Below are 24,627 nucleotides of genomic sequence, written 5' to 3'. Positions count from 1 at the left end.
GGCTCATGCTCCTCGCGGTGCGAGCAGGATGAGCGAAGCGCCGGCTAAGCAGAGTGCCGCACCAGCAAGATCCCAACGGTCGGGCCGCATCCCTTCCACCAGCCACAGCCAAGCCAGCGAGGCGACGATGTAGATGCCGCCATACGCGGCATAGGCGCGGCCAGCGGCATTGGTTTCGACCAGCGCCAGAAGCCAGGCAAACAGAAGCAGCGAGGCGAAGCCCGGCGCCAGCCACAGCGGCGATCTTTCCAGCCGCCACCAGGCCCATACCGAAAAACAGCCGGCGATCTCGGCCAGGGCCGCGGCGGCATAAAGGAGATAGGTCATGAAAAAGCCCGCTTCGATCACGAGGCCTTTTTCGGGGCAGAGGCCGGGAATGGCAAGCTCCAATGGCGCTGGCGTGTCTACTCCGCCACCTTGCGGCGGCGAGCGGGCTTGGCTGGCTTCACGACGGGAGCCGCTTGACGGCGGCCCATGTCGCGCATTTCCAGCGCCTTTTCGCATTTGGCTATATAGTCGCGGGTCATCGGCAGCGTGTCGTTCTTCTTGGTGATCTGAAACTGGAAGATGACCAGATCCTGCCATCGGAAGGCGGCTTCCGAAGCGGCTAGATAGAATTCCCACATGCGGCAGAAGCGTTCATCGTAAATGGCCTTGGCCTTGTCGCGGTTGGCGGCGAAGCGTTGGCCCCAGTGCTTCAGCGTATCGGCATAATGCAGCCGCAGGATCTCGACATCCGTGACCACGAGACCGGATTTCTCTATCGCCGGCAGCACCTCGGACATGGCCGGAATGTAACCACCCGGGAAAATATACTTGCGGATGAAGGCGCTGGTCGCCCACGGCACGCCTGAGCGGCCGATCGTGTGCAGAAGCATGACGCCATCGGGCTTAAGCAATGTCGCCGCCTTGTCGAAGAAGGTGCGGTAGTGGTTGACGCCGACATGCTCGAACATGCCGACCGATACGATGCGGTCAAAACGTTCGTTGAGTTCGCGATAATCCTTCAACTCGAAATGGACGTGGCTCTCCAGGCCTTGCGCATGCGCCCGGTCGGTGGCCACGCCATGCTGTTCGGTTGACAGCGTCACGCCCTGCACGTCGACGTCGAAGGCCTTGGCGAGATAGAGGCCCAGCCCGCCCCAGCCGGAGCCGATGTCGAGCACGGTCTGGCCGGCTTTCAGCCTGAGCTTGGCGGCAATATGGCGCTTCTTTGCGGCCTGCGCCTCGTCCAGCGTCATGTCCGGTTGCTCGAAATAGGCGCAGGAATACTGCATGTCCTCGTCGAGGAAGAGCCGGTAGAGTTCACCCGACAGATCGTAGTGGCGCTGTACGTTGCGGCGCGAGCGCGAGGCGGTGTTTATCTGCTGCAGGCGACGGAAAGCATGGCGCAGGCCCTCGATGGCTTTCGACCATGTCGCGTCGATGCCGCCGCTGCCCATGTTCTGGAAGGCTATGCGCATCAGTCCGAGCACGCCGCCTTCGAGAATGTCGAGTTCGCCGTCCATGTAGGATTCAGGCACCGCCAGCATCGGATCGAAGGTGATGGCGCGTTCGGCATGTCGGGTCTTGATGTGCATGTGCACCGGCTCGCCGCTGCCGTCGCCGAAGATGAATGTCGAGCCCTTGGGTCCGGTGACCTTGAGATTGCCCGTGCGCACCAGGCGGTCGAGAACGCGCTTCAGCAGAATGTTCATACCAAATGTCCCCTCACGGTCAGACTGGCTGCCTTAATTCTGCAACAATATATAGGGGTTCGAAAAGTTCCTTTTGGTACAAAAATGCCCGGGCGAGAGGCCCGGGCATTGGTCCACAATGGCTGGATTACGACAAAGTGATCGGAGCGCCGCTCCCTCGCCTGTCGTAAGCGATCAGGCGTTGTCTTCGCCGCCTTCGAACTCGGCATTCGGATCGAAGAAGTTTTCCGGCCGGGCGTTGTCGTTGATGTCGTCGCCATAGATGGCTTCGGCGGTGGTCAGCGTCTCGCCCTTGGCCTGGCGCTCGGCTTCGTCCGCCGTGCGGGCGATGTTGAGCGTGATGGTGACCTCGACTTCCGGATGCAGCGCGATCGCCACATTGGTCAGGCCGATGGTCTTGATCGGCTGGTTGAGCTGGATCTGGTTGCGGTTGACCGAAAAACCTTCCGCCGTCAGCAGATCGGCGATGTCGCGCGTCGACACCGAACCGTAGAGCTGACCGGTTTCGCCGGCGGAGCGAACAGCGATGAAGCTCTTGCCGTCGAGCTTTTCGGCAACCTGGGCGGCTTCCGACTTGCGTTCGAGATTGCGGGCTTCGAGCTGGGCGCGCTGACCTTCGAACTTCTTCTTGTTGGCTTCGTTGGCGCGCAGCGCCTTGCCCTGCGGCAACAGGAAATTACGGGCAAAGCCGTCCTTGACCTTGACGGTGTCGCCCATCTGGCCGAGCCGGGAAACGCGTTCGAGAAGAATGACTTCCATGGTTTTGTTCCTTTCCTTGGGCGTCGATCGTCGAGATCGGCGCCTAATGTTTCTGGAACAGGTCAGGAAGCTTGGGCGCTTTGCGCCGGTGTCGCTGTCCTGCCTGTCGCGGCAGTTAGGATTTCAGTTCGAAATCCAACTCGGGATTTTGTGTTCGAACCGGCCGCGCCCGTCGCGGTCGGGAAAAAAGCGGGCGGCGAACCGCCCGCTCATGAAAGAATTAGCGAACCACGTAGGGCAGCAGGCCGAGGAAGCGGGCGCGCTTGATCGCCTTGGCAAGCTCACGCTGCTTCTTCTGGCTGACGGCGGTGATGCGCGACGGCACGATCTTGCCGCGCTCGGAAATGTAGCGCTGCAGCAGACGCACGTCCTTGTAGTCGATCTTCGGCGCGTTGGCGCCGGAGAACGGGCAGGTCTTGCGACGACGATGGAACGGGCGCCGGGTCGGGATCTGGTTGATGTCGACCATTATTCTGCACCCCCTTCAAAGCCTTCGCGCGGACGGCGCGGACCACGATCGCCACCGGCGTCGCCGAACGAACGCGGCGGACGATCGCCACGGTCGCCGCGATCACGGTCGCCGAACGAACGCGGACCACGATCGCCACGGTCGCGGTCGCCGAAGCTGCCGCGCTCGGAGCGCTCTTCGCGCTTCTGCATCATGGCCGAAGGACCTTCCTCATGCGCCTCGACCTTGATGGTCAGGAAACGCAGGACGTCCTCGGACAGGCCCATCTGGCGCTCCATTTCGTTGAGCGCTGCCGGCGGGCAGTTGAGGTCCATGAGCGTGTAGTAAGCCTTCCGGTTCTTGTTGACCCGGTAGGTGAGGGACTTCAGTCCCCAGTTCTCGACCCGGCCGACGGACCCGCCATTCGCGGAGATGACGCCCTTGTACTGTTCGACAAGCGCATCGACCTGCTGCTGCGAGAGGTCCTGCCGGGCAAGAAACACATGTTCGTAAAGAGCCATTATGTCTTCGTGCCTTTCTTCGTTTCTCTCCCGGTTCCCGGCGGCAAAAGCCTCTGCAACTTCTCTGACCCGCTGGTTCCGGTTTAAGGGGCGGGGAAGAAAGGAGCATGACGAGACGGTCGAGAGCGGAGACACGGGAGGCGGAAGCACTTCTGGCTTCACACGAAGGCTTTGATAAAACCTCCGGCCCTCCGTTCAGCCCCCAGCTGGGACCGGCAGATTGGCGGCGTCTATACAGCAATCCACTGATAAGGCAAGGGCAGGCGGCGTCGCCGATGTCGCAGGTCGCCGGAAAATGAGGCGACCGCGTTGGCCTGGTCTGGCGATTTCCCGGCAACCGGCTCTTAACTACAATGTCAGGTTGTGCAGGGTTGAGCCCCTGTCGTCAACCGTCGATTCATCATGGAAGGCGCAAAAGCCCGGGCGATCCGCGTAGATCAAGCGGGTAAGCATTTCCGGGGGTAAGAATGCTTCTCAACAAATTCTGGCGCTCGAAGAGCGGCAATTTCGCGCTGCTGATGGGGCTCGGGCTGCCTGCCATCCTGTCTGCCGTGGCCTTCGCTGTCGATGTGTCCACCATCATGCGGGCCAAGAGCAACTTGCAGAATGCGCTCGACGCCGCAAACCTTGCCTCTTCGCATCTCGGCGACATCGACCTTACCCGCACCGATGCCTTCGACCGCTATTTTCAGGCCAACATCGCCGGGCATGGCGAACTCGCCAACACGCAGGCGACGCTGACCGTCGACAGGGGCGTAAACTACATCAAGACCAAGGCGGTCGCCTCGGCCGACGTCAATCTGAACTTTGCCTTCCTGTTCGGCCAGAACAGGCACATCGTCGTCGATGCATCGGCCGTCGAATCGAACAACCAGCTCGAAGTCGTGCTGGTGCTGGACAATACCGGCTCGATGGCCGGTGCCCGCATGACGGCATTGAGGACCGCGACGAAATCCCTGCTGGACACGCTCGAGGCGACAAAATCGCCAACGCGCCAGGTCCGCGCCTCGCTCGTTCCTTTCGTCACTGCGGTCAACATCAATGGCGACGGGTTCGACCCATCCTGGATCGACATGGACGGCAAATCCTCCACCAACGGCATCAATTTCCCCGTCATCGACGGCAAGCGGCCGAACCACATGGCGTTGTTCAAGCAATTGGGCCTTGCGGGCGGATGGAAAGGTACCGGATGGAAAGGCTGTGTCGAGGCACGCCCCGGCACCTACAACATTTCCGACACGCCCCCGGACCCGACCAAGCCCGATACGCTGTTCGTACCGTATTTCGCACCAGACGACCCGGCGTCCGCCGCCAAGCCGTCGGGCTCCTACGGCAATTCGGCCACCGGCTACAACAATTCGTACCTCGACGACACCATCAACAAGGACAAGCTCAAGCAGGCAGGCGTCAACATTCTGGGCATCGACCTCAGCCCCCTGCTCGGCAGTGTGGTCGACCCGCTCCTGGGGCCGGATCTGGAAAAGCTGGCCAAATATGTCGCCTCGACGAACGAGATCGTCACCGAGACCGGCACAGCCATAACCGTTGGCCCCAACCGCTCTTGCCCGACACCTGTCGTTCCCCTGACCGACGATTTCGACAAGTTGCGCAAGGCGGCGAGCCAGATGACGGAATGGAACGGCTCCGGTACCAATGTCTCGGAAGGCCTGTCCTGGGGCATGCGGGTGCTATCGCCCGGCGCGCCTTACACCGATGGCGCGCCATTCAAGACGGCAGGCGTCAGCAAGATCGTCATGCTGCTTACCGATGGCGAGAATGTCGTCTATGGCGCCAGCAACCAGCCGACCAAGTCCGACTATACGTCCTACGGCTACCTGGCCGGTGGTCGCTTCGGCTCGGACAACCAGACGATGGCTGCCCGCAATGTCGACGGCTGGACCAAAAGCGTGTGCACGCAATTGAAGAACGAGGGCGTGCAGATCTACACGATGGTGCTGCAGTCCGACACCGCCGCCAACCGTTCGCTTTACAGCGCCTGCGCCTCGGACCCGAGCGGGTACTATGCCGTCAACGATCCGGCCAAGCTGCCGGATGTTTTCCAGCAGATCGCCAACAAGTTCTCGAGGTTGCAATTGACGAATTGAGCGCGCGACCAAGGGAGCCGGGCCGATTCCTGATGGGATCGACCGGCTCAACTCGTGTGGGCGACAGCCTTGTCGACCGTTTCGGGGAAGAAGTCGGGCGCCGCATGACGCTTGCCGAACATCATATCGTATTGAATGAGCCGGAAATCGCTGATCGCCGGGTCGATCTCCTTCTGACGCGACCAGTCGGCCGTGGCTTGGCCGTCCTGGGTCAGCAATAGGTTGCGGTCGACAACGCGGTAACGCTCCCGCATGTCGCCCAGAAAACCCGTGTAGTAGGGATGGGTGATGCCGGCGGCGGTCAGGATATGATAGGGCAGGAAAGCCGGGCTCACCGTGCCGAGATCCGCGACCGGACCGGAACGGTTCGACCAGATGATCAGCGGTGTTTCGTGATGTTCAAGGGCTGCCTGCGGTGTCGCCTCCTTGCGCGGCGCGACATTGTCTTTCAGGAAGCCGGTCTCGACATAAACCGGCCCCAGCGGCGGCAGATGGTCGCCGAAGAAAGCGACAATCGTCGGCCGCTCGCGCTTCTTGGCCCATTCGATCAGCCGTTCAAGGCCATGGTCCGCATCGGCTGAACCCTCCGCATAGCTCAACAGCGAGTCGCGCGCCCACTGGCTGATCGGCGCCTGCACCGCGTGGGTCGGGTTGTAATAGCGGTTCGGTTCATAGGGACCATGGTTCTGCAGGCTGACCGCGAAGAAGAAGACCGGGTCGTCGCTGGTGTCGGCTTCGCGGATGATCTCGTCCGTCATCGCCGCATCGGATGCCAGCGGTCCGCGCTTTTCCATCGGCGGCAGCGTCTCTTCCGACTTGAAATCGCTGAAACCGAAATCGGCGTAGACCGCGCCACGGTTCCAGAACCAGTTGGTGCCTGGATGGATGGCGCGCGCCCTGTAGCCCTCGCTCTTCAGGAAAGTCGCCATCGAAGGCGTCGGCGTGCGCACATATTGCTGGTAGGGGATACTGCCGGCCGGCAGGAAGGCGTTGGAAAAGCCGGTCAGCGCCTCGAATTCGATGTTGGCGGTCATCCCGCCGAACTCAGGCGAGAACATTGAACCGGAACGCAATGCCCGCACGGTGGGAATCGGATCCGGCGTGATGGTGACGCCGGGCAGTTTCGTCGGATCCCAGAAGGATTCGCTCATCACGATAATGATGTCTGGCTTTTCATCGGGCACCGAGGCGGTCATCCGCGGCCGGTCGATCGCCGCGATTGCCTTGTCGGAATAGCCCGGCGGTGCCGAGACATGGGCCATCGGCACGTTGAGCGCGAAGGCGAGCGCAAAGCCGTTCGAGGCGTAGTTTTCCTTCTGGTCCCACATGATCGGGATGATCTGCAGCCGGTCCCTGGTCCAGGAGAAGGTGGCATAGTCCATGATCGAGACAAAGAAGGCGAGCAGCGGCACCGCCAGCGTCAGCCGGGCAAGCCTGCCCTTGTGGCTGAGGGCCGGAACCTTGCGTCGCCACAGCCGCCAGCCATAGACGAGCAGCGACAGGCCGGCGACGATGCCGGCGACCATGGCGAGTGCGGTCATCGGCCGGTCACGCATCAGGAGCGGCAGCAGGGCGAAGATTTGGCGAGAGTAAAGGAAATCCGTCGGGTAGAGCGGATCGCCGAGATAGTACGATTTCTGGTGGCCGACAAAGGCCAGCGACAGGGTCAGCGGCGCCACGATCATCAGGCTCTGATGACTGCGGCCGAGCACCGCGTCGAAACCGATCAGGACCAGCGCAAACACGACGATAGTCGTCCAGCCCGGCTTGAGCGGATGCAGGAAGAAGGAGACGGTGCCGGCCAAGTCGCCGCGCACGATCAATTCGATGGCGAACACCAGGATGGTCGAGATCGCCAGGCTGATCAATCCGTAGCGGACGACCGGCCATGTCCGGCCCGGCAGATAGCCGGTGGAAGGATCGTCTTCCAGGAACTGAGGCGCGGCTTTACCGGCGCGTTTCAAACTCATTGCCACTTTGACTTCCCACCCGGCGACAACCCAAGTCATTCGATTGTCATATAATTGTCACGCAAAGCTAGCGCCTGTGGCGGAAATAAGAAGAGCCAGCAAATGATTCGTGAGCGGTTTTCATCAGGAGTGATCGCTAAAAAGCCTTTGCGAACAGGCACTCGGCGCCCGGTTCGGACAACGGGCAGGTTCGGACCGGGCTTGACTTGGCAGCCTGCCTTGCGCCACAGGCAGGGAAAATTCGTGTTATCAGGCAAGCAAAACCAGTCTTCGGGAGCCCTCGTATGGCCGTCGCATTCACCTTTCCGGGACAAGGCAGCCAGGCTGTCGGCATGGGCAAGGATCTCGCCGACGCCTTTCCCGAGGCGCGCAGGATCTTCCAGGAAGTCGACGAAGCGCTCGGCGAAAACCTGTCGAAGCTGATCTGGGAAGGCCCGGAGGAGACCTTGACGCTGACGGCCAACGCGCAGCCGGCGCTGATGGCCGTATCGCTCGCGGCGATCAGGGCGCTTGAAGCGCGCGGTTTTTCGCTGAAGGATAAGGTCGCCTATGTCGCCGGCCATTCGTTAGGCGAGTATTCGGCCCTTGCCGCCGCCGGGTTTGTTTCCGTTGCCGATGCCGCCCGGCTGCTGCGCATCCGCGGCAACGCCATGCAGGCGGCGGTGCCGGCAGGCGAAGGCGCCATGGCGGCGATCATCGGGCTGGAGCAGGCAGATGTCGAAGCCGCTTGCCTCGAGGCCGCGCAAGGGGCCGGCAAGGTCTGCCAGATCGCCAACGACAATGGCGGCGGTCAGCTGGTTATTTCCGGCGCCAGGGCCGCGGTCGAACTGGCGGCAAAACTGTGCACTGAAAAGGGCGCCAAGCGGGCGCTGATGCTGCAGGTCTCGGCACCCTTCCATTCGGCGCTGATGGCGCCGGCGGCGAACGTCATGCGCGAGGCGCTCGCCGGTGTGACGAAGCATGGGCCGGCGGTGCCCGTGCTGTCCAACGTCACCGTGACCCCGACAAGCGATCCCGACGAGATCGCGCGGCGCCTGGTCGAGCAGATAACCGGCCGCGTGCGCTGGCGCGAAACCGTGGAATGGTTCGGCGCCAATGGTGTCACAACGCTTTACGAGATCGGCGCCGGCAAGGTGCTTTCGGGCCTGGCGCGGCGCATCAACCGCGACATCGCCACGGGTGCTGTCGGCACGGCTGCCGATGTCGAGGCCGCGCTGGCAGCGCTTGCATAATCCGCTGGCGATTTGACCCCTTCCGTGTGAAGGCTGTTCTCTCAGATCAGGAGACAAGAAATGTTCGAACTGACCGGCCGCAAGGCGCTCGTCACCGGCGCATCGGGAGGTATCGGCGAGGCGATCGCCCGGATACTGCATGCGCAGGGCGCGATCGTTGGCCTGCACGGCACCCGCATCGAGAAACTGGAGACGCTGGCTGCCGAACTCGGCGACCGCGTAAAGCTGTTTCCGGCCAATCTGTCGAACCGCGACGAGGTCAAGGCACTTGGCCAGAAGGCGGAGGCCGAACTTGAAGGCGTCGACATCCTGGTCAACAATGCCGGCATCACCAAGGACGGCCTGTTCGTGCGCATGTCGGACGCCGACTGGGACTCGGTGCTCGAGGTCAATCTGACCGCCGTGTTCCGGCTGACCCGTGAACTTACCCACCCGATGATGCGCCGCCGCCATGGCCGCATCATCAACATCACCTCGGTGGTCGGCGTGACCGGCAATCCCGGCCAGACCAACTACTGCGCCTCAAAGGCCGGGATGATCGGCTTCTCCAAATCGCTGGCGCAGGAGATCGCCACCCGCAACATCACCGTCAACTGCGTTGCGCCGGGCTTCATCGAATCGGCCATGACCGACAAGCTCAACGACAAGCAGAAAGAGGCGATCATGGCGGCTATTCCGACCCGTCGCATGGGCACGAGTGTTGAAGTGGCGTCTGCGGTTGCCTACCTCGCCTCCAACGAAGCGGCCTACGTCACCGGCCAGACCGTCCATGTCAACGGCGGCATGGCGATGATTTGACGGATACGGCAGGGCTGTGAAAAGAGACCATTTCGCCTTGGACCTCAGCTATTTTTCGTGTAATGCGGCCCGCAACCCGGCGGTTCGGGCAAAAACCGGTCAGTGCCGTTGCGTTTCCGGCAGGACCATCTTTCAGCTTGATTAGCGGCATTCTGCCCGCTAACGAAGACAGACAAACAAAAGACGAGGATGCCCAAATGAGTGACACCGCAGAGCGCGTCAAGAAGATCGTCATCGAGCACCTTGGCGTCGATGCCGACAAAGTGACGGAGCAGGCGAGCTTCATCGATGATCTGGGCGCTGATAGCCTCGACACGGTCGAACTCGTCATGGCGTTCGAAGAAGAATTCGGGGTCGAGATTCCCGACGACGCGGCCGAGACCATCCTGACCGTCGGCGACGCGGTGAAGTACATCGACAAGGCTTCGGCCTGACGCTTTCCGCAGTCATCACCGGGGAGGACCTGCGATGAGGCGTGTCGTCGTCACGGGCCTTGGGTTGTTGTCGCCGTTCGGCATGGGCTTCGAGCACAGCTGGAAGGAACTGCTGACCGGCCGCAGCGCTGCCAAGCGCATCACCGAGTTCGAGGTGGAGGATCTTGCCTGCAAGATCGCCCACGTCGTTCCGCGTGGTGACGGCAGCAATGCCACCTTCAATCCCGAGGCCGTGCTCGAGCCGAAGGAATTGCGCAAGATCGGCGATTTCATCCTCTATGGGATTGCCGCCGCCGATGAAGCGCTGAAGGATTCCGGCTGGGAACCCAAGACCCACGAAGAGCAGTGCGCCACCGGCGTGCTCATCGGTTCGGGCATTGGCGGCATCGACGGCATCGCCGAGAACGCGATGATCCTCAAGGAGCGCGGTCCGCGCCGCATCAGCCCCTTCTTCATCCCGGGCCAGATCATCAATCTCGTCTCCGGTCAGGTGTCGATCCGGCACGGGCTGAAGGGCCCGAACCATGCCGTCGTCACGGCCTGTTCGACCGGCGCGCATGCCATCGGCGATGCGGCCCGGCTGATCATGTGGGGCGATGCCGATGTCATGGTCGCCGGCGGCGCCGAAGCGCCGGTGACAAGGCTGTCGATTGCCGGCTTCGCCGCCTGCCGCGCGCTGTCGACCGATCGCAATGACACCCCGCAGACGGCGTCGCGTCCTTATGATCGTGACCGCGACGGCTTCGTCATGGGCGAGGGGGCCGGGGTTGTGGTGTTGGAAGAGCTTGAGCACGCCAAGGCGCGCGGAGCGAAAATCTATGCCGAGGTGACCGGCTACGGTCTTACTGGCGATGCCTATCATATCACGGCCCCGTCGGAGGATGGCGACGGCGCTTTCCGTTGCATGACTGCAGCGTTGAACCGGGCCAAGCTCACGCCCGCCGATGTCGATTACATCAATGCGCACGGCACTTCGACCATGGCCGACACGATTGAACTCGGCGCCGTCGAGCGGCTTGTCGGCAATGCCGCGTCGAAGATTTCGATGTCGTCGACCAAGTCGTCGATCGGCCACCTCCTCGGCGCGGCGGGTGCCGCCGAAGCGATCTTTTCGATCCTCGCCATCCGCGACAATGTCGCGCCGGCGACCATCAATCTCGACAACCCCGAGCGCGAAACCGCGATCGACCTGGTGCCAAACAAGCCTCGCTCCCGCCAGATCGACGTGGCGCTATCTAATTCCTTCGGTTTCGGCGGCACCAACGCATCGCTGGTGTTCCAGCGCTACAATGGCTGACCGTCCGGCTGCCGGGCGATGCTTCGGTCTGCCGTCAATTTTGCCATATTCGCCCCTACTCTGCCGCAGGGGATTCGTTGGGCGATCAAACGGTAGGGCAAAATGAACACAAATCCGTCGGGCAACGGAGAATTCGGGCAGCGGCCGGCGAATACCGGGCCGATCGTACCGAAGACGGCCAGCGAGGCCTTGCGGCCGGAGGCCGGAACGCCGCCGCCGAAGCGCTCGCGCGCTTCGCGCAGTCAGGTCGTCGTGTTCATGAACTTCGTCATCTCCTTGGTGATGTTGATGGTTCTGGCGGCGGGCGCGGCGCTTTACTTCGGCAAGCAGGCATTCACCGAACCCGGTCCCTCGGCCAATGGCGACACCTTCCTGGTCAAGGCGAATACCGGCGTCCAGGACATCGCCGATCAGCTTGAGCGCCGGGGGCTAATCAGCGACGCCCGCGTCTTCCGCCTCGGCGTGCGTGCCTTCGGCAACGATTCCGCGCTCAAGGCCGGCGAATACGAGATCAAGCCCAGAGCATCCATGCGCGACATCATGGAACTGTTGAAGAGCGGCAAGTCGGTGATGTACTCGCTGACCATTCCGGAAGGGCTGACGGTTGACCAGGCCTTACAGCGTATCGCCGACGAACCGGCCTTGAGCGGCGACATGCCGGCGACAACCCCTCCTGAGGGAAGCCTCGCCACCGACACGCTGCGCTTCACCCGCGGCGCGACGCGCCAGCAGATGATCGACAAGTTGGTGGCCGATCAGAAGAAGCTGGTCGACGAAGTATGGCAGCGGCGCGCGCCGGACCTGCCGCTGGCCAATATCGAGGACTTCGTCACGCTCGCCTCGATCGTCGAGAAGGAAACCGGCAGGGGTGACGAGCGTTCGCGCGTCGCCGCCGTCTTCCTCAACCGGTTGGCCAAGGGCATGCGCCTGCAATCCGATCCGACCATCATCTATGGTCTGTTCGGCGGCAAGGGAAAGCCCGCGGATCGCCCGATCTACCAGTCGGACATCCAGAAGCAGACGCCCTACAACACCTATGTGATCAGCGGCTTGCCGCCGACGCCCATCGCCAATCCGGGCCGCGCGGCGCTCGAGGCCGTGGCCAATCCATCGAAGACCGACGATCTCTATTTCGTCGCCGACGGCACGGGCGGCCACGTCTTTGCCGCGACGCTCGACGAGCACAATGAGAACGTCGCCCGTTATCGTGCGTTGCAGAAGAAGCAGGCCGATGATGCCGCCAAGGCCGCCGCAGCCCCTGGTGCTAGTGGCAATGCCGACAAGCCCACCGCCGACAAGCCTGTTGATGGCAGCGACGGCACCGGGGTCGACAATGGCGATGCCGGCGGCGATGCGGGCAATGCCCAGTAGGACGAAGAAAGGCGTTGCCGGGAAGGCGACAGCCTGACATTTGAAGGAACGCCACGCGTCCGATTTCGACGCACCCACGGCGTGGTCATTTTCAAGCAGCACTTGCCCCTGTCCGGAAAACTGGTTTCGGGGTGATGCGCCAGGGGTGTGCAGGACGACATGAATTTGCAGAGCATGACCGGATTTGCGCGTGCCGTCGCCGAGCATGACGGCACCTCGATCGCCTGGGAGGTCAAGTCCGTCAACGGCAAGAGCGTCGAGGTGCGGCTGCGGCTGCCGCAGGGTTTCGAGCGGCTGGAGCCGGCTGTCAGGCAAACGCTGCAGAAGCGTTTCGCCCGGGGCAATTTCCAGGCGACGCTGACCATCGGCCGCGCCGCGGGCGCGCAGGCGCAACCCGTTGTCAACGAGGTCTTTCTGAAAGACCTTGCGGGTCTCGCCAAGCGCCTGCAGGAGCAATTCGGCGTTGCTGCCGCCACGGCCGATGGGTTGTTGTCGCTGCGTGGCGTGCTCGACATTCCCGAAACCGTGGAAACCGAAGAGGCGCGCGCCGCGCTCGACATCGCAATCATGGCCGCGCTCGACGTGGCGATGAAAGGGCTGGAGCAGGCACGGCAAGGCGAGGGCGCGGCCCTGGCTTTGCTTTTGTCCGGCCACATCGACGCCATCGAGGCACTGACGCTGCGCGCGGAGGCGGATCCGTCACGCGAGACGGCAGCGATCCGTGAACGCATCGTCGAGCAGGTCAGGCTGCTGATGGACGCGTCCGCCAATCTGGATGCGAGCCGGCTGCATATGGAGGCGGCGTTCCTTGCCACCAAGGCTGACATCCGCGAAGAGATCGACCGGCTGAGAACGCACGTCGCATCCGGCCGGGCCCTGCTTGAGGGCGGCGGCGCCGTCGGCCGTAAGCTCGATTTTCTGGCACAGGAATTTAACCGCGAATCGAATACGCTGTGCTCGAAGTCGAACGCCGCAGCCGTCACCGCGATCGGACTTGAGCTGAAGGCCGTGGTCGACCAGTTTCGTGAACAGGTCCAGAATCTGGAGTAGCCGATGGTTGCCAAGGAACCGATGGTTCCCAGGGATTTGGGGTCCCGCATCCGCCGCCGGGGGCTGATGCTCGTGCTGTCGTCACCATCGGGTGCCGGCAAGTCGACAATCGCACGCAACCTCCTGGAAAGCGATTCCAGCCTCGAACTGTCGGTCTCGGTCACCACCAGACCGCGGCGCGGCTCGGAGATCGAGGGTGTTCACTACCATTTCCGCACCATGCGCGAGTTCGAGCGGTTGCGCGATTCCGACGCGCTGCTGGAGTGGGCCGAAGTGCACGGCAATTGCTATGCGACGCCGCGCGAACCCGCCGAACTGGCGTTGGCGCAGGGCCGCGACATGCTGTTCGACATAGACTGGCAAGGCGCTCAGCAGCTCAAGGAGAAGATGCGCGCCGACATCGTCTCGATCTTCATCCTGCCGCCGTCGATGAAGGAATTGAAGGCGCGGCTGAAGCGCCGCGCCGAAGACCAGGAAGCGGTGATCGAGACGCGGCTAAAGAACGCCCGCAACGAGATCGAGCACTGGAAGGAATATGATTTCGTCATCGTCAATGACGATCTCGACCGCGCCTTCGCCGAAGTGCGTGGCATCGTCGTGGCCGAGCGGCTGCGGCGCGACCGCCGGCCCGGTCTCTTCGATTTCGTGTCTGGATTGCTGGACGAAAAGACGGTCTAACGCTGGTCATGGCGCCATGCCATCGATCAGGATCAGATGTCTGCTGAGCGCGGCGTCGCGCACGTCCAGCGCCGCGGCATACTCGACGGATGCGTACCAGCGCCGCGCCTGCTCGATGTCGGGAAATTCGACGACGATCAGCGGCCCAGGATGCCACTCGCCTTCCAGGATATCCACCTCGCCGCCGCGCACCAGATAACGCCCTCCATACTGTGCGATAGAGGCTGCGGCACGCGAGCGGTACGTCTGGAACGCCGCTTCGTTACGGACCGTGACATCGGAAATGACATAGGCAGGCATTCTGGTTCTCCGGCATGTTCGCCGGACCATCTATGTCTTGATTGTGGGAATTCCAGGCTTGCCAGCGCTATACCGCGTTAGTCAGCCGGACAAATTCCTCCACGCTTAGCGTTTCCGCTCGTCGGGTAGGGTCGATGCCCGCGCGCTCGAGCAAGGCCTCGCCGCCGAGGCTTTTCACACTCTGCCTCAGCATCTTCCGTCGTTGGCCGAAGGCGGCTTCGGTGACATGACCGAGTTTCTTCACGTCGGTGGGCAGGGGCGTCGGACGCGGCTCCAGATGCACCACCGAAGAGGTGACCTTGGGAGGCGGCGTGAAGGCTTGGGGCGGCACGTCGAAGGCGATCCTGGCCTGCGTGCGCCAACCTGCCAGCACGCCAAGCCTGCCATAGGCGTCGCTGCCGGGCGCGGCGACGATGCGCTGGGCCACCTCACGCTGGAACATGAGTGTCATCGAGGCGTAGAAGGGCGGCCAGGCCGGGACCGTCAGCCATCGGACGAGCAGCTCCGTGCCGATGTTGTATGGCAGGTTGGCCACGATCCGCACCTGACCATTGTCACCGGCCGAAGAGGCGAGGGCGGCGAAGTCGGTCTTCAGCGCGTCGCCGGAAATCACGTGCAGCCTGCCGGGATAATGCGCGGAGATTTCGGCAAGGGCAGCCAGGCAGCGTTCATCGCGTTCGATGGCGACGACCCGGGGGGCGCCGTTGGCAAGCAGCGCCCTTGTCAGGCCGCCTGGCCCCGGACCAACCTCGATCACCGCGGTGTTTGTCAGATCGCCAGCACTGCGTGCGATCTTGCCGGTCAAATTGAGGTCGAGCAGGAAATTCTGGCCAAGCGCCTTTCTTGCCTGCAGCCCGTGGCGCTCGATGACGTCGCGCAGGGGTGGCAACCCGTCGATGCTCATGCGGCCGCGACCTTTTTGTCGGTGTCGGCGAGCCTTCTGGCGAGCTTCAGCGCCGCGATCAGGCTGCCGGGCCGCGCAATGCCCTTGCCGGCGATGTCGAAGGCGGTGCCGTGGTCAGGCGAGGTGCGGATGAAAGGCAGGCCGAGCGTGACGTTGACCGCCTCGTCGAAGGCTAGCGTCTTGGCCGGGATCAGGGCCTGGTCGTGATACATGCAAAGTGCCGCGTCGTAGCCTGCCCGCGCCCGGGCATGGAACAGCGTATCGGCCGGGAGCGGGCCGAAAGCATCGATGCCTTCGGCGCGCAGCATGTCGACTGCCGGGCGCACGACATGCTCGTCCTCCAGGCCCATGGAGCCGCCTTCACCGGCATGCGGATTGAGGCCGGCAATGGCAAGTCTCGGCCTGGCGATGCCGAAGCGGCTGGCGAGGTCGGCCGCGGTGATGCGCGCGGTCGCCACGATCAGCTCGGTGGTCAGGGTCTTCGGCACCTCGGCCAGGGCGATGTGGATGGTGACGGGAACCGTGCGCAAGTCGGGGCCTGCCAGCATCATGACTGGCATTGCGTCGACACCGCTGTGCCGTGCCGCAAGATGCGCCAGATACTCGGTGTGGCCGGGAAAGCGGAATCCGGCATCGTAGAGCGGCTTCTTGGCGATCGGGCAGGTAACCACGGCCGCCGCGTCGCCGGCTAGGCAGGCGGCCACAGCGCGGTCGATGGCTTCGACGGTGCCGGCCGCATTGGCCGGATCCGGCCGGCCGGGGCTGTCGATGAACCGGGCCGCCAGTGGGACGATCGGCAGGGCATGGGCGAAAACCTCCGCCGCTTGCATCGGCGTTGTCTCGACGATCGGCACCGACACGCCCAACTGGCGTGCCCTTGAGGCGATCAGCGCCGGATCAGCCAAAAGGTAGAAGGCGGACACGCCGGCCGCCGCGCGCGCCAGGAAGGCGGCGATGGCGATTTCGGGGCCGATGCCGGATGGATCGCCGACGCTCAGCGCCAGCGCGGTCGTCGCGATCTTCACGTCAGCGCTTGACGATGCGGGCTTTCGCCTTCAGCTCGTCGACGTATTTCTTGCTGAGGTCGTCGGCGGCCTTGTCGTTGGAGCCTTCGCTCTGGAACACCATCTGGGCCGTCTTGTCGTCCGACACTTCGCGCGATGAGCAGATGCCGATGAACTCTACGCCGCGCTCGGTTTCGCGCGTGACGGTGGCGCCGCCAACCTTGGTCGCCTTGATCTGCTCGGCCCAGTCCGGCGGCAATTGCGGCGCCAGCACCCGGCCCAGATCGCGAACCGTGACGTCGATCAGACCCTTGGCGAACTCGCGCGTCGTGTTGCAGCCGTTGAAGCGGGCGCGCATGGCATCGGCCTCGCGCTTGCGCTTGGCCAGCGTCGCGCTGCGTTCGGCCGCCGGCACGACGAAGATGACCTGCTGCAGCATGTACTCGGTTGCGCTCGGCTTGGCTCCGCCCTTGTCGAGCATGCGCCTGACCGCATCCTGCTCGGTTACGCTGCCGCCTTCGCCGGACCGGTAACGCGCGCTCAAGGCCTGGTTCCAGGCCATCTGGGCGCGGATGAATTCCTTGAAATGATCCTTGCCGACGCCGGACTTTTCCATCACGCCGTCGAGCTGGCTGAGCTGCATCTTGTTGCCGGAAGCAAAGCGCTGATAGGCAGCCTCGACCTGGGCGTCGCTGATGCGTATGCCAAGCCGCTTGGCTTCGGCCAGGCGCAGCGTCTGGTCGATCATTTCTTGGGCGGCGTCGCCCTTCTTGCGCTGCAGCTTCAAGAAGGCGGCGCGATGCGCGATATCGCCTGACGTGATTGGTATGTCGTTGACGACATACTTGATCGCGCTGGCGAAAGCCGGCGGCGTCATGACGGCCATAGACACGGAAGTCGCCGCCACAAGCAGCGCGAACCCTGCTGAAAAGAGGTATTTCCTCATCATTAGCATCCCAATTCTATCCCGGTCCCGCTCAATTCGTCCTCTTCCGGGCGCGCGAATCCGTGCCAGCCCTATGCGGCGAAACGATGTCTCGCCGGCTACTGGATGGTGTCGATTGCGTTGGTCGACGAGCCAAAGTCGCCGAGGGTGCGGAACGACAGGTTGAAGCCGATGCTCTGCGTCACTTCCCTGGTGTTCAGGTCACGCGACTGAGCATACGTCATCAGATAGGTGAAGCAGGAGTCGTTGTAGGCGAAGCCGACGCCATCCTTGACCAGCAGGCCTTCCTGCAGGTCGTAGGTGCCTGTGCCGAACACGCGCCAGTTCTGGGCAAGATGCGTCGACGCGCCCAGAGTGACTTCATGACGGTCGGTGGTGAAACCGTAGAGCGGCTGGGCCTCGATGAAGGCGTATTTGGCGCTGAGCGACACCGGCAGGCCTGAATAGGCGGCCTTCAGTTCAGCGCGGCGTACTTCGAACGTCTGCTCGTCGAAGCGTCCGCTGACCGAGGCAGCGAAGCCGTTCGGGCTGTTGATGCCGAACAGGCCAACATAATCGGACTTGGAAGTCTGAAGGCCTGATTCGGCGCCGACATTGACCAGATCCGGCGCCGCGAAGGAGTTCGCGCCGCCAAGCTGATAGGACTGGCCGAAGATGGCATTGGTGCCCCAGCCGTTGATGTAGGAGCCGGAATAGCGGAAGCCGACATTGGCGCGCGAGCCGCCCTCGATGCGGTCATAGCCGGAGAATTTGTCGCGCTCGAAAAGCGTGGTCGCGTCGAACACCATGCTCTGGGCATCTTCGTTCGGAATGGCGAGACCGCCGACATATTGTTCATTCGGACGCATAAAGACCTGCGCCATCGGCTCGAAAACATGGCTGGACCCGCTGGCCATGGAGAACAGCATCGGCCAGCTCATTTCAAGCCCGGCGGTTGCCATGTAACGGGCAAACGATGAGCGCATGTCGTCTTGTTGGCCCAAATTTGTCGCCATCTGGTTGACGGCGGCGAGCGAACCCGATGATGTGTTAAGGTAATCGACGTCACCCTGCAGCGCCAGCAATGGTGTCAGCACCAGCCCGTCATCAGTGACGAATGTCCTTTTCCATTCGGACTCGGCGGTGAGGCGCCCGGATTCGCCCACGAGGCCGGGCACGCGCACCGTAGGTATAGTCGAGCCGTCATCGAGATCATCGCGGCGGATGACCCGCGTATTGACATTAAACGACAACTGCCCGCCGGCAACCGACGTATCGGGAATATAGGCGTAGTCGAGTGAAGGCATCACCCAAGGCTGCTGGCCGCTGCGCGCGGTGCTGTCGATGGTGTTTTCTTGAACGTCGAAATGCATGGCGCGCACGTCGAAGTAATTTCGGCCATTGAGGCCCGTCAGGTAAACTGTCGACTGGTGGACGCCGGCATTGTACTTGTCGATGTTATAGGTGCTCGAGAAGTTCTTGTCGGTCTGCAGCAGTATGTCCCAGCCGAAGTTCCAGCGATCATTGATGGCGAACTGCCCTTGCGTACCCATCATGCCGCGGAATTTGTTTGGATCGCCCGCGCCCGAATCGACGTTGCGGCCGTTGCTGTCGATGAAGGCGTCTGGATTCTGTTGCTGAATCCCGGCGATCTTCAATGTGTATTCGCCATTGTTGAAGCGCTGGCGCCACTCGGCCTCTCCAAGGAAACCTTGCTTGGTGTAGCCGCTTCCCGTCACCGTCAGGTCATATGTCGGCGAAAGGGCGAAATAATAGGGGACCTTGACGCTGTATCCAAGGTGGCTGTTGTAGCTGATGCTGGGGATCAGGAAGCCGCTCTTGCGCTTTACCGTGGGGTCGGCGATCTCGAACGCCGGCAGGTAGGCGAGCGGAAAGCCGAAGAATTCGAAATTCGCATTCTCGAAGCGAACCGTCTTCTTCTCACCGTTCCAGATGATCTTCCTGGCTTTCACGCGCCAGGTCGGCGCTTTGTCGGGCTTGTCTTCGCAGGGTTCGCAGGCGGTGTAGACGCCGTTGTGGAAGGTGGTCAGCACGCCGCCCATGCGTTCGGCGCTCTCGGCGGCGAAATAGGCCTTGTCGATGGTTTCAACGCGCAGCGCGTTGACGAAACCGTCGGCGAAATCGTCGGTGATATCGATATGCTGCGAATTGATCTTGGTGCCGTCGCTGTTGACGATTTCAACATTGCCGGTGGCAACCATCCGCTTGGTGTTGCGGTCGTAAATGACCTTCTGGGCGACGAGGCGGTTGCCGCCATAGTCGATCTGCACACCACCGACGGCGGTCACCGTCTGGTTGTCGTTGTTGTAGACCAGCGTGTCGGCCGCCAGCAGCATCTGCGAGCCGGACGGAACGTTGGTCGTCATCTTGCCGACTTCCTGGGCGAACGCAGGCAACGGCACGGCGCAGGCGAGCAGGCATGCCAAGGCGGTCGCCGCATAGAGGCGCGCCAGATTGGCCTGCCTGTTGCTGGGCAAAAACGCCTCCCTCACTAGCCGTCTTCCTTGTATAGCAGGAAAGTCACCCCGAAGAACATAGCTACCACGACCGGCACCCAGGCGGCTATGGCGGTCGGCACGAATCCCGCCACGCCGAATGCCTTCACCAGGACCGAAACGACATAAAGCAGAAACCCGGCCACGACGCCACCCAGAATCATCGTTGCCGATTGTCCCATCCTGGCAAATCGCATTGAAACTGTTGCCGCAATCAGCGTCATGGCGACGAGGAGGAACGGCAGCGCCACCAGCGAATCGAACTGCATGGCAAAGGCATTTGCCTTGAGGCCGAAGGAACGGGCAACCTCGATTTTTCCAGGCAGGTCGTAGAACGGAATGGTCTCCGGGCGAGCCAGCCGCTCCTGCACGAATTCGGGCTTCAGATTGGTCGGCACACGATCGCTGGCCGCAGGCTGGATGGTGCCGTTTCTGAAGGTCTTCACATCCTGCAATTCCCAATAACCGTCCCGCAGGTAAGCGCGCGCGGCGTCCTTGCGCTCGACGATATTGCCTTGCTGGTCGAGGACGAAAAAGACGGCGTCAGACATCTCCAGGCCCTGGTTCAGGATGGCCCGGGCGCCGATGATGGTGTCACCGCTACTGGTTTTCTGCCGAATCCAGGGGGCGGCATCGGCCGAAACCGTGTTTGATTTGCCGGAGCGCAACTGGGTCTCGATCTGCTCGGACAAGGAGAAGGCGTGCGCGGCGAGCGGGTTGATGAGCCCGACCGACACAAAGCCGAACAGCAACGCTCCAATGCAACATGGCAAAAGGAACTGCCAGGCGGAAACGCCGGCGGACCGCGCGATGACCAACTCGTAGCGCCGGTTGAGCGAAACCAGTGTCGCCATCGCCGAGAACAGGCCGACAAACGGCACCGTCTGCAGCATGATCATCGGCATGCGAAGGCCCGAAATGGCCACCGCCGTTCCATAGGTGAAGCCGGGCAGGCCGGTGGTGCGGCCGGACAGCTCGGTGAAATCGATCAGGAACACCAGAGCCAGCAGACCCAGGAAGAACCAGATCGTGATCGTTACGTAGCGGAAGAAGAAATAACGGCCCAGCGTCCAGCCCATCAGCCGATCCCCTGACCTGACGTGCCGCGCCTGGACCAACGCAGCTTGAGGGCATTCCAGCCGTCACCGACGCGGCTGGCCAGGTTCGTCATCCAGTCCGCCCAGGCCACCGGCAGTTCCATGGTCCGGTTCGAGACGATGAACCAGATGGCCACCGCGGAAGCCACGATGGGCACGCCATAGACCATATAGGCGTATTGCGGCACCTCATCGGCCTTGCTGGCGGCGAAGAAACCCAGCCAGCGCACGAACAGGGAAATCGTGATGGCCGTGATCAAAGGATTGACGCGGGCCTCGCGATGCGAGCGCGCGTCACCAGCGACCGCAAGCGCGATCAGCGCGAACACCATGGAATAGGTCCATTCCGAAAACCGCTGGTCGATTTCTGCGCGGTACTCCTGCGGGTTCTGCTGAAAATTCTTGTCGTTGGGGCTTGGATTGAGCAGGTACTGGGTTGTCTGGTCCTTCGGCAGCAGCGTCACCTGGGAGGCCGCCGCCATGAAGGCCGACATGTCGAAGGCATAGGAGGTGAACCGGATGACGCTGAGGTCGCCGGTCAGCGTTTTACGGTGGATGACGCCGTCATTCATCATCAGCACTTTTTCGCCGCCGCGTTCGACGACGCTGCCGGTCTTGGCGTAGTAGACGAGATTGACGCCTTCCTCGCGCGAATCGGCGACGAAGATGCCGCCCAGCCGATTGTCTGGAAGCCGCTCGCCAATCTGCAGGAACAGCCCGTCCTCGATCTTGCGGAAGGTGCCTTCCTGGATGATCAGCGTCAACAGATCGGCGCGCGACTCCGCCACCAAGGCGCGGTTCTTCTGTCGTGCATAGGGGTCGATGCCGTTGTCGACGGCAAAGGAAAAAACGCTGGCCGCGAGGGCCAGAAGCATGATTGGCCGCACGATCGTCCAGCGCGAGGCGCCGGCGGCGTTGACGACGGCGAGTTCGGAATCTGAATTCATGACGCTGAGCGTCTGGGCGACCGCCACGACCAGCGCGAAAGGCACGACGATCGGGATGATCGAGGGAAGAATGAGGGCGGCGACCTCGAAGAAGGTCAGCGACGACTGGCCGCTGTCGGTAACCAGATCGATCTTGGCCAGCACCTGCGTGGTCCACACGATGGCCAGCGTCCAGACCAGCGCTGCCAGAAAGACCACGAAAGCGCGGCGCATGATGTAGCGTTCAACGACCTTCATGAAGGCTTTACTCGATTTTCTCGAACGGCATCATGCCACCACGTCAAGGGTAGCTGTCCGGCGACGCCCGCACAACTGGCTCCGATGGGCTCGATCAGGCAGGCGATCCGGTTCCCGTCCCACGTCGCGTGCCGCAATGGACCGGAGTGTCGGAGGGAATGGATAAGAAAAGGCGAACATCGATGGTTAACAACAGGTTGCGGCATGAAGCGGGGCCGTGCCGCGACGAATCGCCATCGATTCCATGTCTCATATGGGTAGCCATTTTGGCAAAGTCTTGCCAAATGCCGGAAAACGACCAAATGTCGCGGATCGCTTCAAACCGCGTCGCGCATCATCGCGCAATCCCCGAAAGCAGGACATGATGAACCCCAGACCGTCGATCGCCTTTGCAAAATTCGCCGCGCCTCAGACGGCGGCGAACAGGAAGGGCGTGGTCTTCGTGCTGTCGGCGGATGACGGTGGCCTGAGCGGTGCCGCCCGGGTCTACGATCCCGGCAATACGCTGGAACGGGCCTTTCCGGTGGCCGAGTTCACGGGAAAGTTCGCCGGCGTCGTCGAGATTCTGGCGCCGGAGGGAACGTCGCTCGACAGACTGGTCGCGATCGGCGCCGGCAAGGCGTCGGGGCTCGACGAGACCGCCTGGCTGAAACTCGGCGGCACGATTGCAGCGTCGCTGCGCAAGGCAACCGACGTCGCCGTGGTGCTCGATCTCGTCGGAGCCGTGACCGGCGGCAAGGACGCCGCCAATCTCGCGGCGGGCATTCTCCTGCGCAGCTATTCCTTCGACAAATACAAGACAAGGAAGGACAAGGATGACGCAAGGGCCGACCCGAAAAAGCCGATCAAGGTGACCATCCACACCGCCGACCCGGCAGGTGCCAAGAAGGCCTTCGCGGAAGTCGAGGCGGTAGTCGACGGCGTGCTTCTGGCGCGCGACCTGGTCAACGAACCGGCGAACATATTGGGACCCGTTGAGTTCGCCGCCCAGGCCAAGGAACTCGAGGCGCTCGGCGTCAAGGTCGAGATCCTGGCCGAGAAGGAGATGAAGAAGCTTGGCATGGGCTCGCTGCTCGGCGTCGCACAGGGCTCGCCCCGCGGCGCGCGGATGGCGGTCATGCAGTGGAACGGCGGCAAACCCAAGGACAGCCCGGTCGCCTTCGTCGGCAAGGGCGTTACCTTCGACACTGGCGGCAATTCGATGAAGCCGGCATCGGGAATGGAGGACATGAAGGGCGACATGGGTGGCGCCGCCGCCGTGACCGGCCTGATGCACGCCCTGGCCGCGCGCAAGGCGAAGGCCAATGTCGTCGGCATCATCGGCTTGGTCGAAAACGCCGTCGATGGTCATGCCCAGCGTCCCGGCGACATCGTCACCTCGATGTCGGGCCAGACCATCGAGGTGCTCAACACCGACGCCGAAGGGCGGCTCGTTCTGGCCGATGCGCTGTGGTATTGCAACGACCGCTTCCAGCCGAAATTCATGGTCAATCTGGCGACGCTGACCGGTGCCATCATGGTCGCGCTCGGACTGCATTATGCCGGTCTGTTTTCCAACAATGATGAATTGGCGGAACGGCTGACGGCGGCGGGGCAGGCGACACAGGAACGGTTGTGGCGCATGCCGCTTGGCGCTGAATACGACAAGCTGATCGATTCCAAGAACGCCGACATGAAGAACATCGGCGGCCGTTATGGTGGCGCCATCATCGCGGCACAATTCCTGCAGCGCTTCGTCAAGGACACACCCTGGGCACATCTCGACATTGCCGGTACGGCGATGGGGTCGCCGTCGAGCGAGATCAATCAGTCCTGGGGTTCAGGCTTCGGCGTGCGGCTGCTCGACCGGCTGGTGCGCGATCACTACGAGAGCTGACCTCGATCCATGGCCGACGTGCTGTTCTACCATCTGACTGAATCGACGCTGGAGGATGCACTGCCGGGCCTGCTCGAGCGCAGCGTCGATCGCGGCTGGCGCGCGGTGGTGCAGACCGGCACCGAGGAACGCCGCGACGCGCTCGACCAGCATCTGTGGACCTTCCGGGACGATTCTTTCCTGGCACACGCCACTGATCGTGAGGCCTATCCCGGCGAACAGCCCATCCTCTTGACCACCGGCGACGGCAATCCCAACGAGGCCAGGATAAGGTTCCTGGTCGACGGCGCGGCGCCGCCCGACCTTGCCGGCTACGAGCGCGCCGTGTTCCTGTTCGACGGCCACGACGCCGCCCAGCTCGAGGCGGCCAGAGCGCATTGGAAGACGATGAAGGATGCGGGCCACGCCGTGACCTACTGGCAGCAGACATCTGACCGCCGCTGGGAGCGCAAGGCTTGATT

23 protein-coding genes are annotated in these 24,627 nt (G+C 62.6%); 10 read left to right on the top strand and 13 right to left on the bottom strand.

What is annotated here, in order from left to right; all coding sequences use genetic code 11:
• Positions 1-3: 3 nt before the first annotated feature.
• From A3AU_RS0113490 to rpsF, 5 genes are all read right to left on the bottom strand, one after another.
• Positions 4-327 carry a YnfA family protein gene (locus A3AU_RS0113490; protein WP_027053304.1) on the bottom strand — a complete coding sequence of 108 codons (324 nt, stop codon included), beginning with the start codon at positions 325-327 and terminating at the stop codon, positions 4-6.
• Positions 328-404: 77 nt separating this feature from the next.
• On the bottom strand, positions 405-1,697 hold the full coding sequence (locus tag A3AU_RS0113485; protein WP_027053303.1) for an SAM-dependent methyltransferase: 1,293 nt from the start codon (positions 1,695-1,697) through the stop codon (positions 405-407).
• A gap of 174 nt (positions 1,698-1,871) precedes the next feature.
• On the bottom strand, positions 1,872-2,456 hold the full coding sequence (gene rplI, locus A3AU_RS0113480) for a 50S ribosomal protein L9 (protein WP_027053302.1): 585 nt from the start codon (positions 2,454-2,456) through the stop codon (positions 1,872-1,874).
• A gap of 220 nt (positions 2,457-2,676) precedes the next feature.
• Complete coding sequence (rpsR, locus tag A3AU_RS0113475; RefSeq protein WP_006203718.1) at positions 2,677-2,925, bottom strand: 30S ribosomal protein S18; 249 nt, start codon at positions 2,923-2,925, stop codon at positions 2,677-2,679.
• Positions 2,925-3,425, bottom strand: a complete 501-nt coding sequence (gene rpsF, locus A3AU_RS0113470) for a 30S ribosomal protein S6 (protein WP_010915168.1) — start codon at positions 3,423-3,425, stop codon at positions 2,925-2,927. The genes rpsR and rpsF overlap by 1 nt, the downstream gene beginning before the upstream one ends.
• 467 nt (positions 3,426-3,892) lie before the next feature.
• On the opposite strand from rpsF, the gene A3AU_RS0113465 reads away from it, so the two are divergent.
• Entirely contained in the window at positions 3,893-5,530 is a 1,638-nt protein-coding gene (locus A3AU_RS0113465) for a pilus assembly protein (protein ID WP_027053301.1), read from the top strand.
• A 47-nt stretch (positions 5,531-5,577) separates the two neighbouring features.
• Here A3AU_RS0113465 and A3AU_RS0113460 read toward each other — a convergent pair whose 3' ends face one another.
• Positions 5,578-7,539: an LTA synthase family protein gene (locus A3AU_RS0113460; RefSeq protein ID WP_027053300.1), complete on the bottom strand. Its 1,962-nt coding sequence runs from the start codon at positions 7,537-7,539 to the stop codon at positions 5,578-5,580.
• 245 nt (positions 7,540-7,784) lie between these two features.
• Here A3AU_RS0113460 and fabD point away from each other — a divergent pair, with 245 nt between their 5' ends.
• The 7 genes from fabD (at position 7,785) to gmk (ending at position 14,360) form a co-directional block, all read left to right on the top strand.
• Positions 7,785-8,732: an ACP S-malonyltransferase gene (gene fabD / locus A3AU_RS0113455; protein WP_027053299.1), complete on the top strand. Its 948-nt coding sequence runs from the start codon at positions 7,785-7,787 to the stop codon at positions 8,730-8,732.
• A gap of 60 nt (positions 8,733-8,792) precedes the next feature.
• The gene (gene fabG, locus A3AU_RS0113450; protein WP_027053298.1) at positions 8,793-9,530 is read left to right on the top strand and encodes a 3-oxoacyl-[acyl-carrier-protein] reductase; all 738 of its coding nucleotides are present in this window, start codon (positions 8,793-8,795) and stop codon (positions 9,528-9,530) included.
• Between the two features lie 197 nt (positions 9,531-9,727).
• Positions 9,728-9,964: an acyl carrier protein gene (locus A3AU_RS0113445; protein ID WP_006203723.1), complete on the top strand. Its 237-nt coding sequence runs from the start codon at positions 9,728-9,730 to the stop codon at positions 9,962-9,964.
• A gap of 34 nt (positions 9,965-9,998) precedes the next feature.
• Positions 9,999-11,261: a beta-ketoacyl-ACP synthase II gene (fabF, locus tag A3AU_RS0113440; RefSeq protein ID WP_027053297.1), complete on the top strand. Its 1,263-nt coding sequence runs from the start codon at positions 9,999-10,001 to the stop codon at positions 11,259-11,261.
• A 102-nt stretch (positions 11,262-11,363) separates the two neighbouring features.
• The gene (gene mltG / locus A3AU_RS0113435) at positions 11,364-12,632 is read left to right on the top strand and encodes an endolytic transglycosylase MltG (protein ID WP_027053296.1); all 1,269 of its coding nucleotides are present in this window, start codon (positions 11,364-11,366) and stop codon (positions 12,630-12,632) included.
• A gap of 159 nt (positions 12,633-12,791) precedes the next feature.
• Complete coding sequence (locus A3AU_RS0113430; RefSeq protein ID WP_027053295.1) at positions 12,792-13,682, top strand: YicC/YloC family endoribonuclease; 891 nt, start codon at positions 12,792-12,794, stop codon at positions 13,680-13,682.
• Between the two features lie 21 nt (positions 13,683-13,703).
• Positions 13,704-14,360 (top strand): guanylate kinase, encoded by a 657-nt coding sequence (gmk, locus tag A3AU_RS0113425; protein WP_027053294.1) that lies wholly within the window; start codon positions 13,704-13,706, stop codon positions 14,358-14,360.
• Positions 14,361-14,366: 6 nt separating this feature from the next.
• Here the strand turns inward: gmk and A3AU_RS0113420 are convergent, their stop codons facing one another.
• From A3AU_RS0113420 to lptF, 7 genes are all read right to left on the bottom strand, one after another.
• Positions 14,367-14,660: a DUF1330 domain-containing protein gene (locus A3AU_RS0113420; protein ID WP_027053293.1), complete on the bottom strand. Its 294-nt coding sequence runs from the start codon at positions 14,658-14,660 to the stop codon at positions 14,367-14,369.
• A gap of 67 nt (positions 14,661-14,727) precedes the next feature.
• On the bottom strand, positions 14,728-15,564 hold the full coding sequence (rsmA, locus tag A3AU_RS0113415; protein ID WP_027053292.1) for a 16S rRNA (adenine(1518)-N(6)/adenine(1519)-N(6))-dimethyltransferase RsmA: 837 nt from the start codon (positions 15,562-15,564) through the stop codon (positions 14,728-14,730).
• On the bottom strand, positions 15,561-16,589 hold the full coding sequence (gene pdxA, locus A3AU_RS0113410) for a 4-hydroxythreonine-4-phosphate dehydrogenase PdxA (protein WP_027053291.1): 1,029 nt from the start codon (positions 16,587-16,589) through the stop codon (positions 15,561-15,563). Before pdxA ends, rsmA begins: the two co-directional genes overlap by 4 nt.
• Position 16,590: 1 nt before the next feature.
• Positions 16,591-17,523 carry a peptidylprolyl isomerase gene (locus A3AU_RS0113405; protein ID WP_027053290.1) on the bottom strand — a complete coding sequence of 311 codons (933 nt, stop codon included), beginning with the start codon at positions 17,521-17,523 and terminating at the stop codon, positions 16,591-16,593.
• 89 nt (positions 17,524-17,612) lie between these two features.
• Entirely contained in the window at positions 17,613-20,006 is a 2,394-nt protein-coding gene (locus tag A3AU_RS0113400; RefSeq protein WP_027053289.1) for an LPS-assembly protein LptD, read from the bottom strand.
• Positions 20,006-21,091, bottom strand: coding sequence for an LPS export ABC transporter permease LptG (gene lptG / locus A3AU_RS0113395; RefSeq protein WP_027053288.1), 1,086 nt, complete (start codon positions 21,089-21,091; stop codon positions 20,006-20,008). The genes A3AU_RS0113400 and lptG overlap by 1 nt, the downstream gene beginning before the upstream one ends.
• A complete protein-coding gene (lptF, locus tag A3AU_RS0113390) occupies positions 21,088-22,290 on the bottom strand; it encodes an LPS export ABC transporter permease LptF (RefSeq protein ID WP_027053287.1) in 1,203 nt (400 codons plus the stop codon). The genes lptG and lptF overlap by 4 nt, the downstream gene beginning before the upstream one ends.
• 364 nt (positions 22,291-22,654) lie before the next feature.
• On the opposite strand from lptF, the gene A3AU_RS0113385 reads away from it, so the two are divergent.
• Entirely contained in the window at positions 22,655-24,166 is a 1,512-nt protein-coding gene (locus tag A3AU_RS0113385; RefSeq protein WP_027053286.1) for a leucyl aminopeptidase, read from the top strand.
• Positions 24,167-24,175: 9 nt separating this feature from the next.
• Positions 24,176-24,625: a DNA polymerase III subunit chi gene (locus A3AU_RS0113380; protein ID WP_027053285.1), complete on the top strand. Its 450-nt coding sequence runs from the start codon at positions 24,176-24,178 to the stop codon at positions 24,623-24,625.
• The last annotated feature ends 2 nt before the right edge of the window (positions 24,626-24,627 follow it).

The organism is Mesorhizobium erdmanii USDA 3471, from assembly GCF_000472705.1.
Taxonomy (GTDB): Bacteria; Pseudomonadota; Alphaproteobacteria; order Rhizobiales; family Rhizobiaceae; genus Mesorhizobium; species Mesorhizobium erdmanii.
The sequence above is the reverse complement of the archived record's forward strand: the minus strand, read 5'-3'. Positions and strand labels throughout refer to the sequence as shown.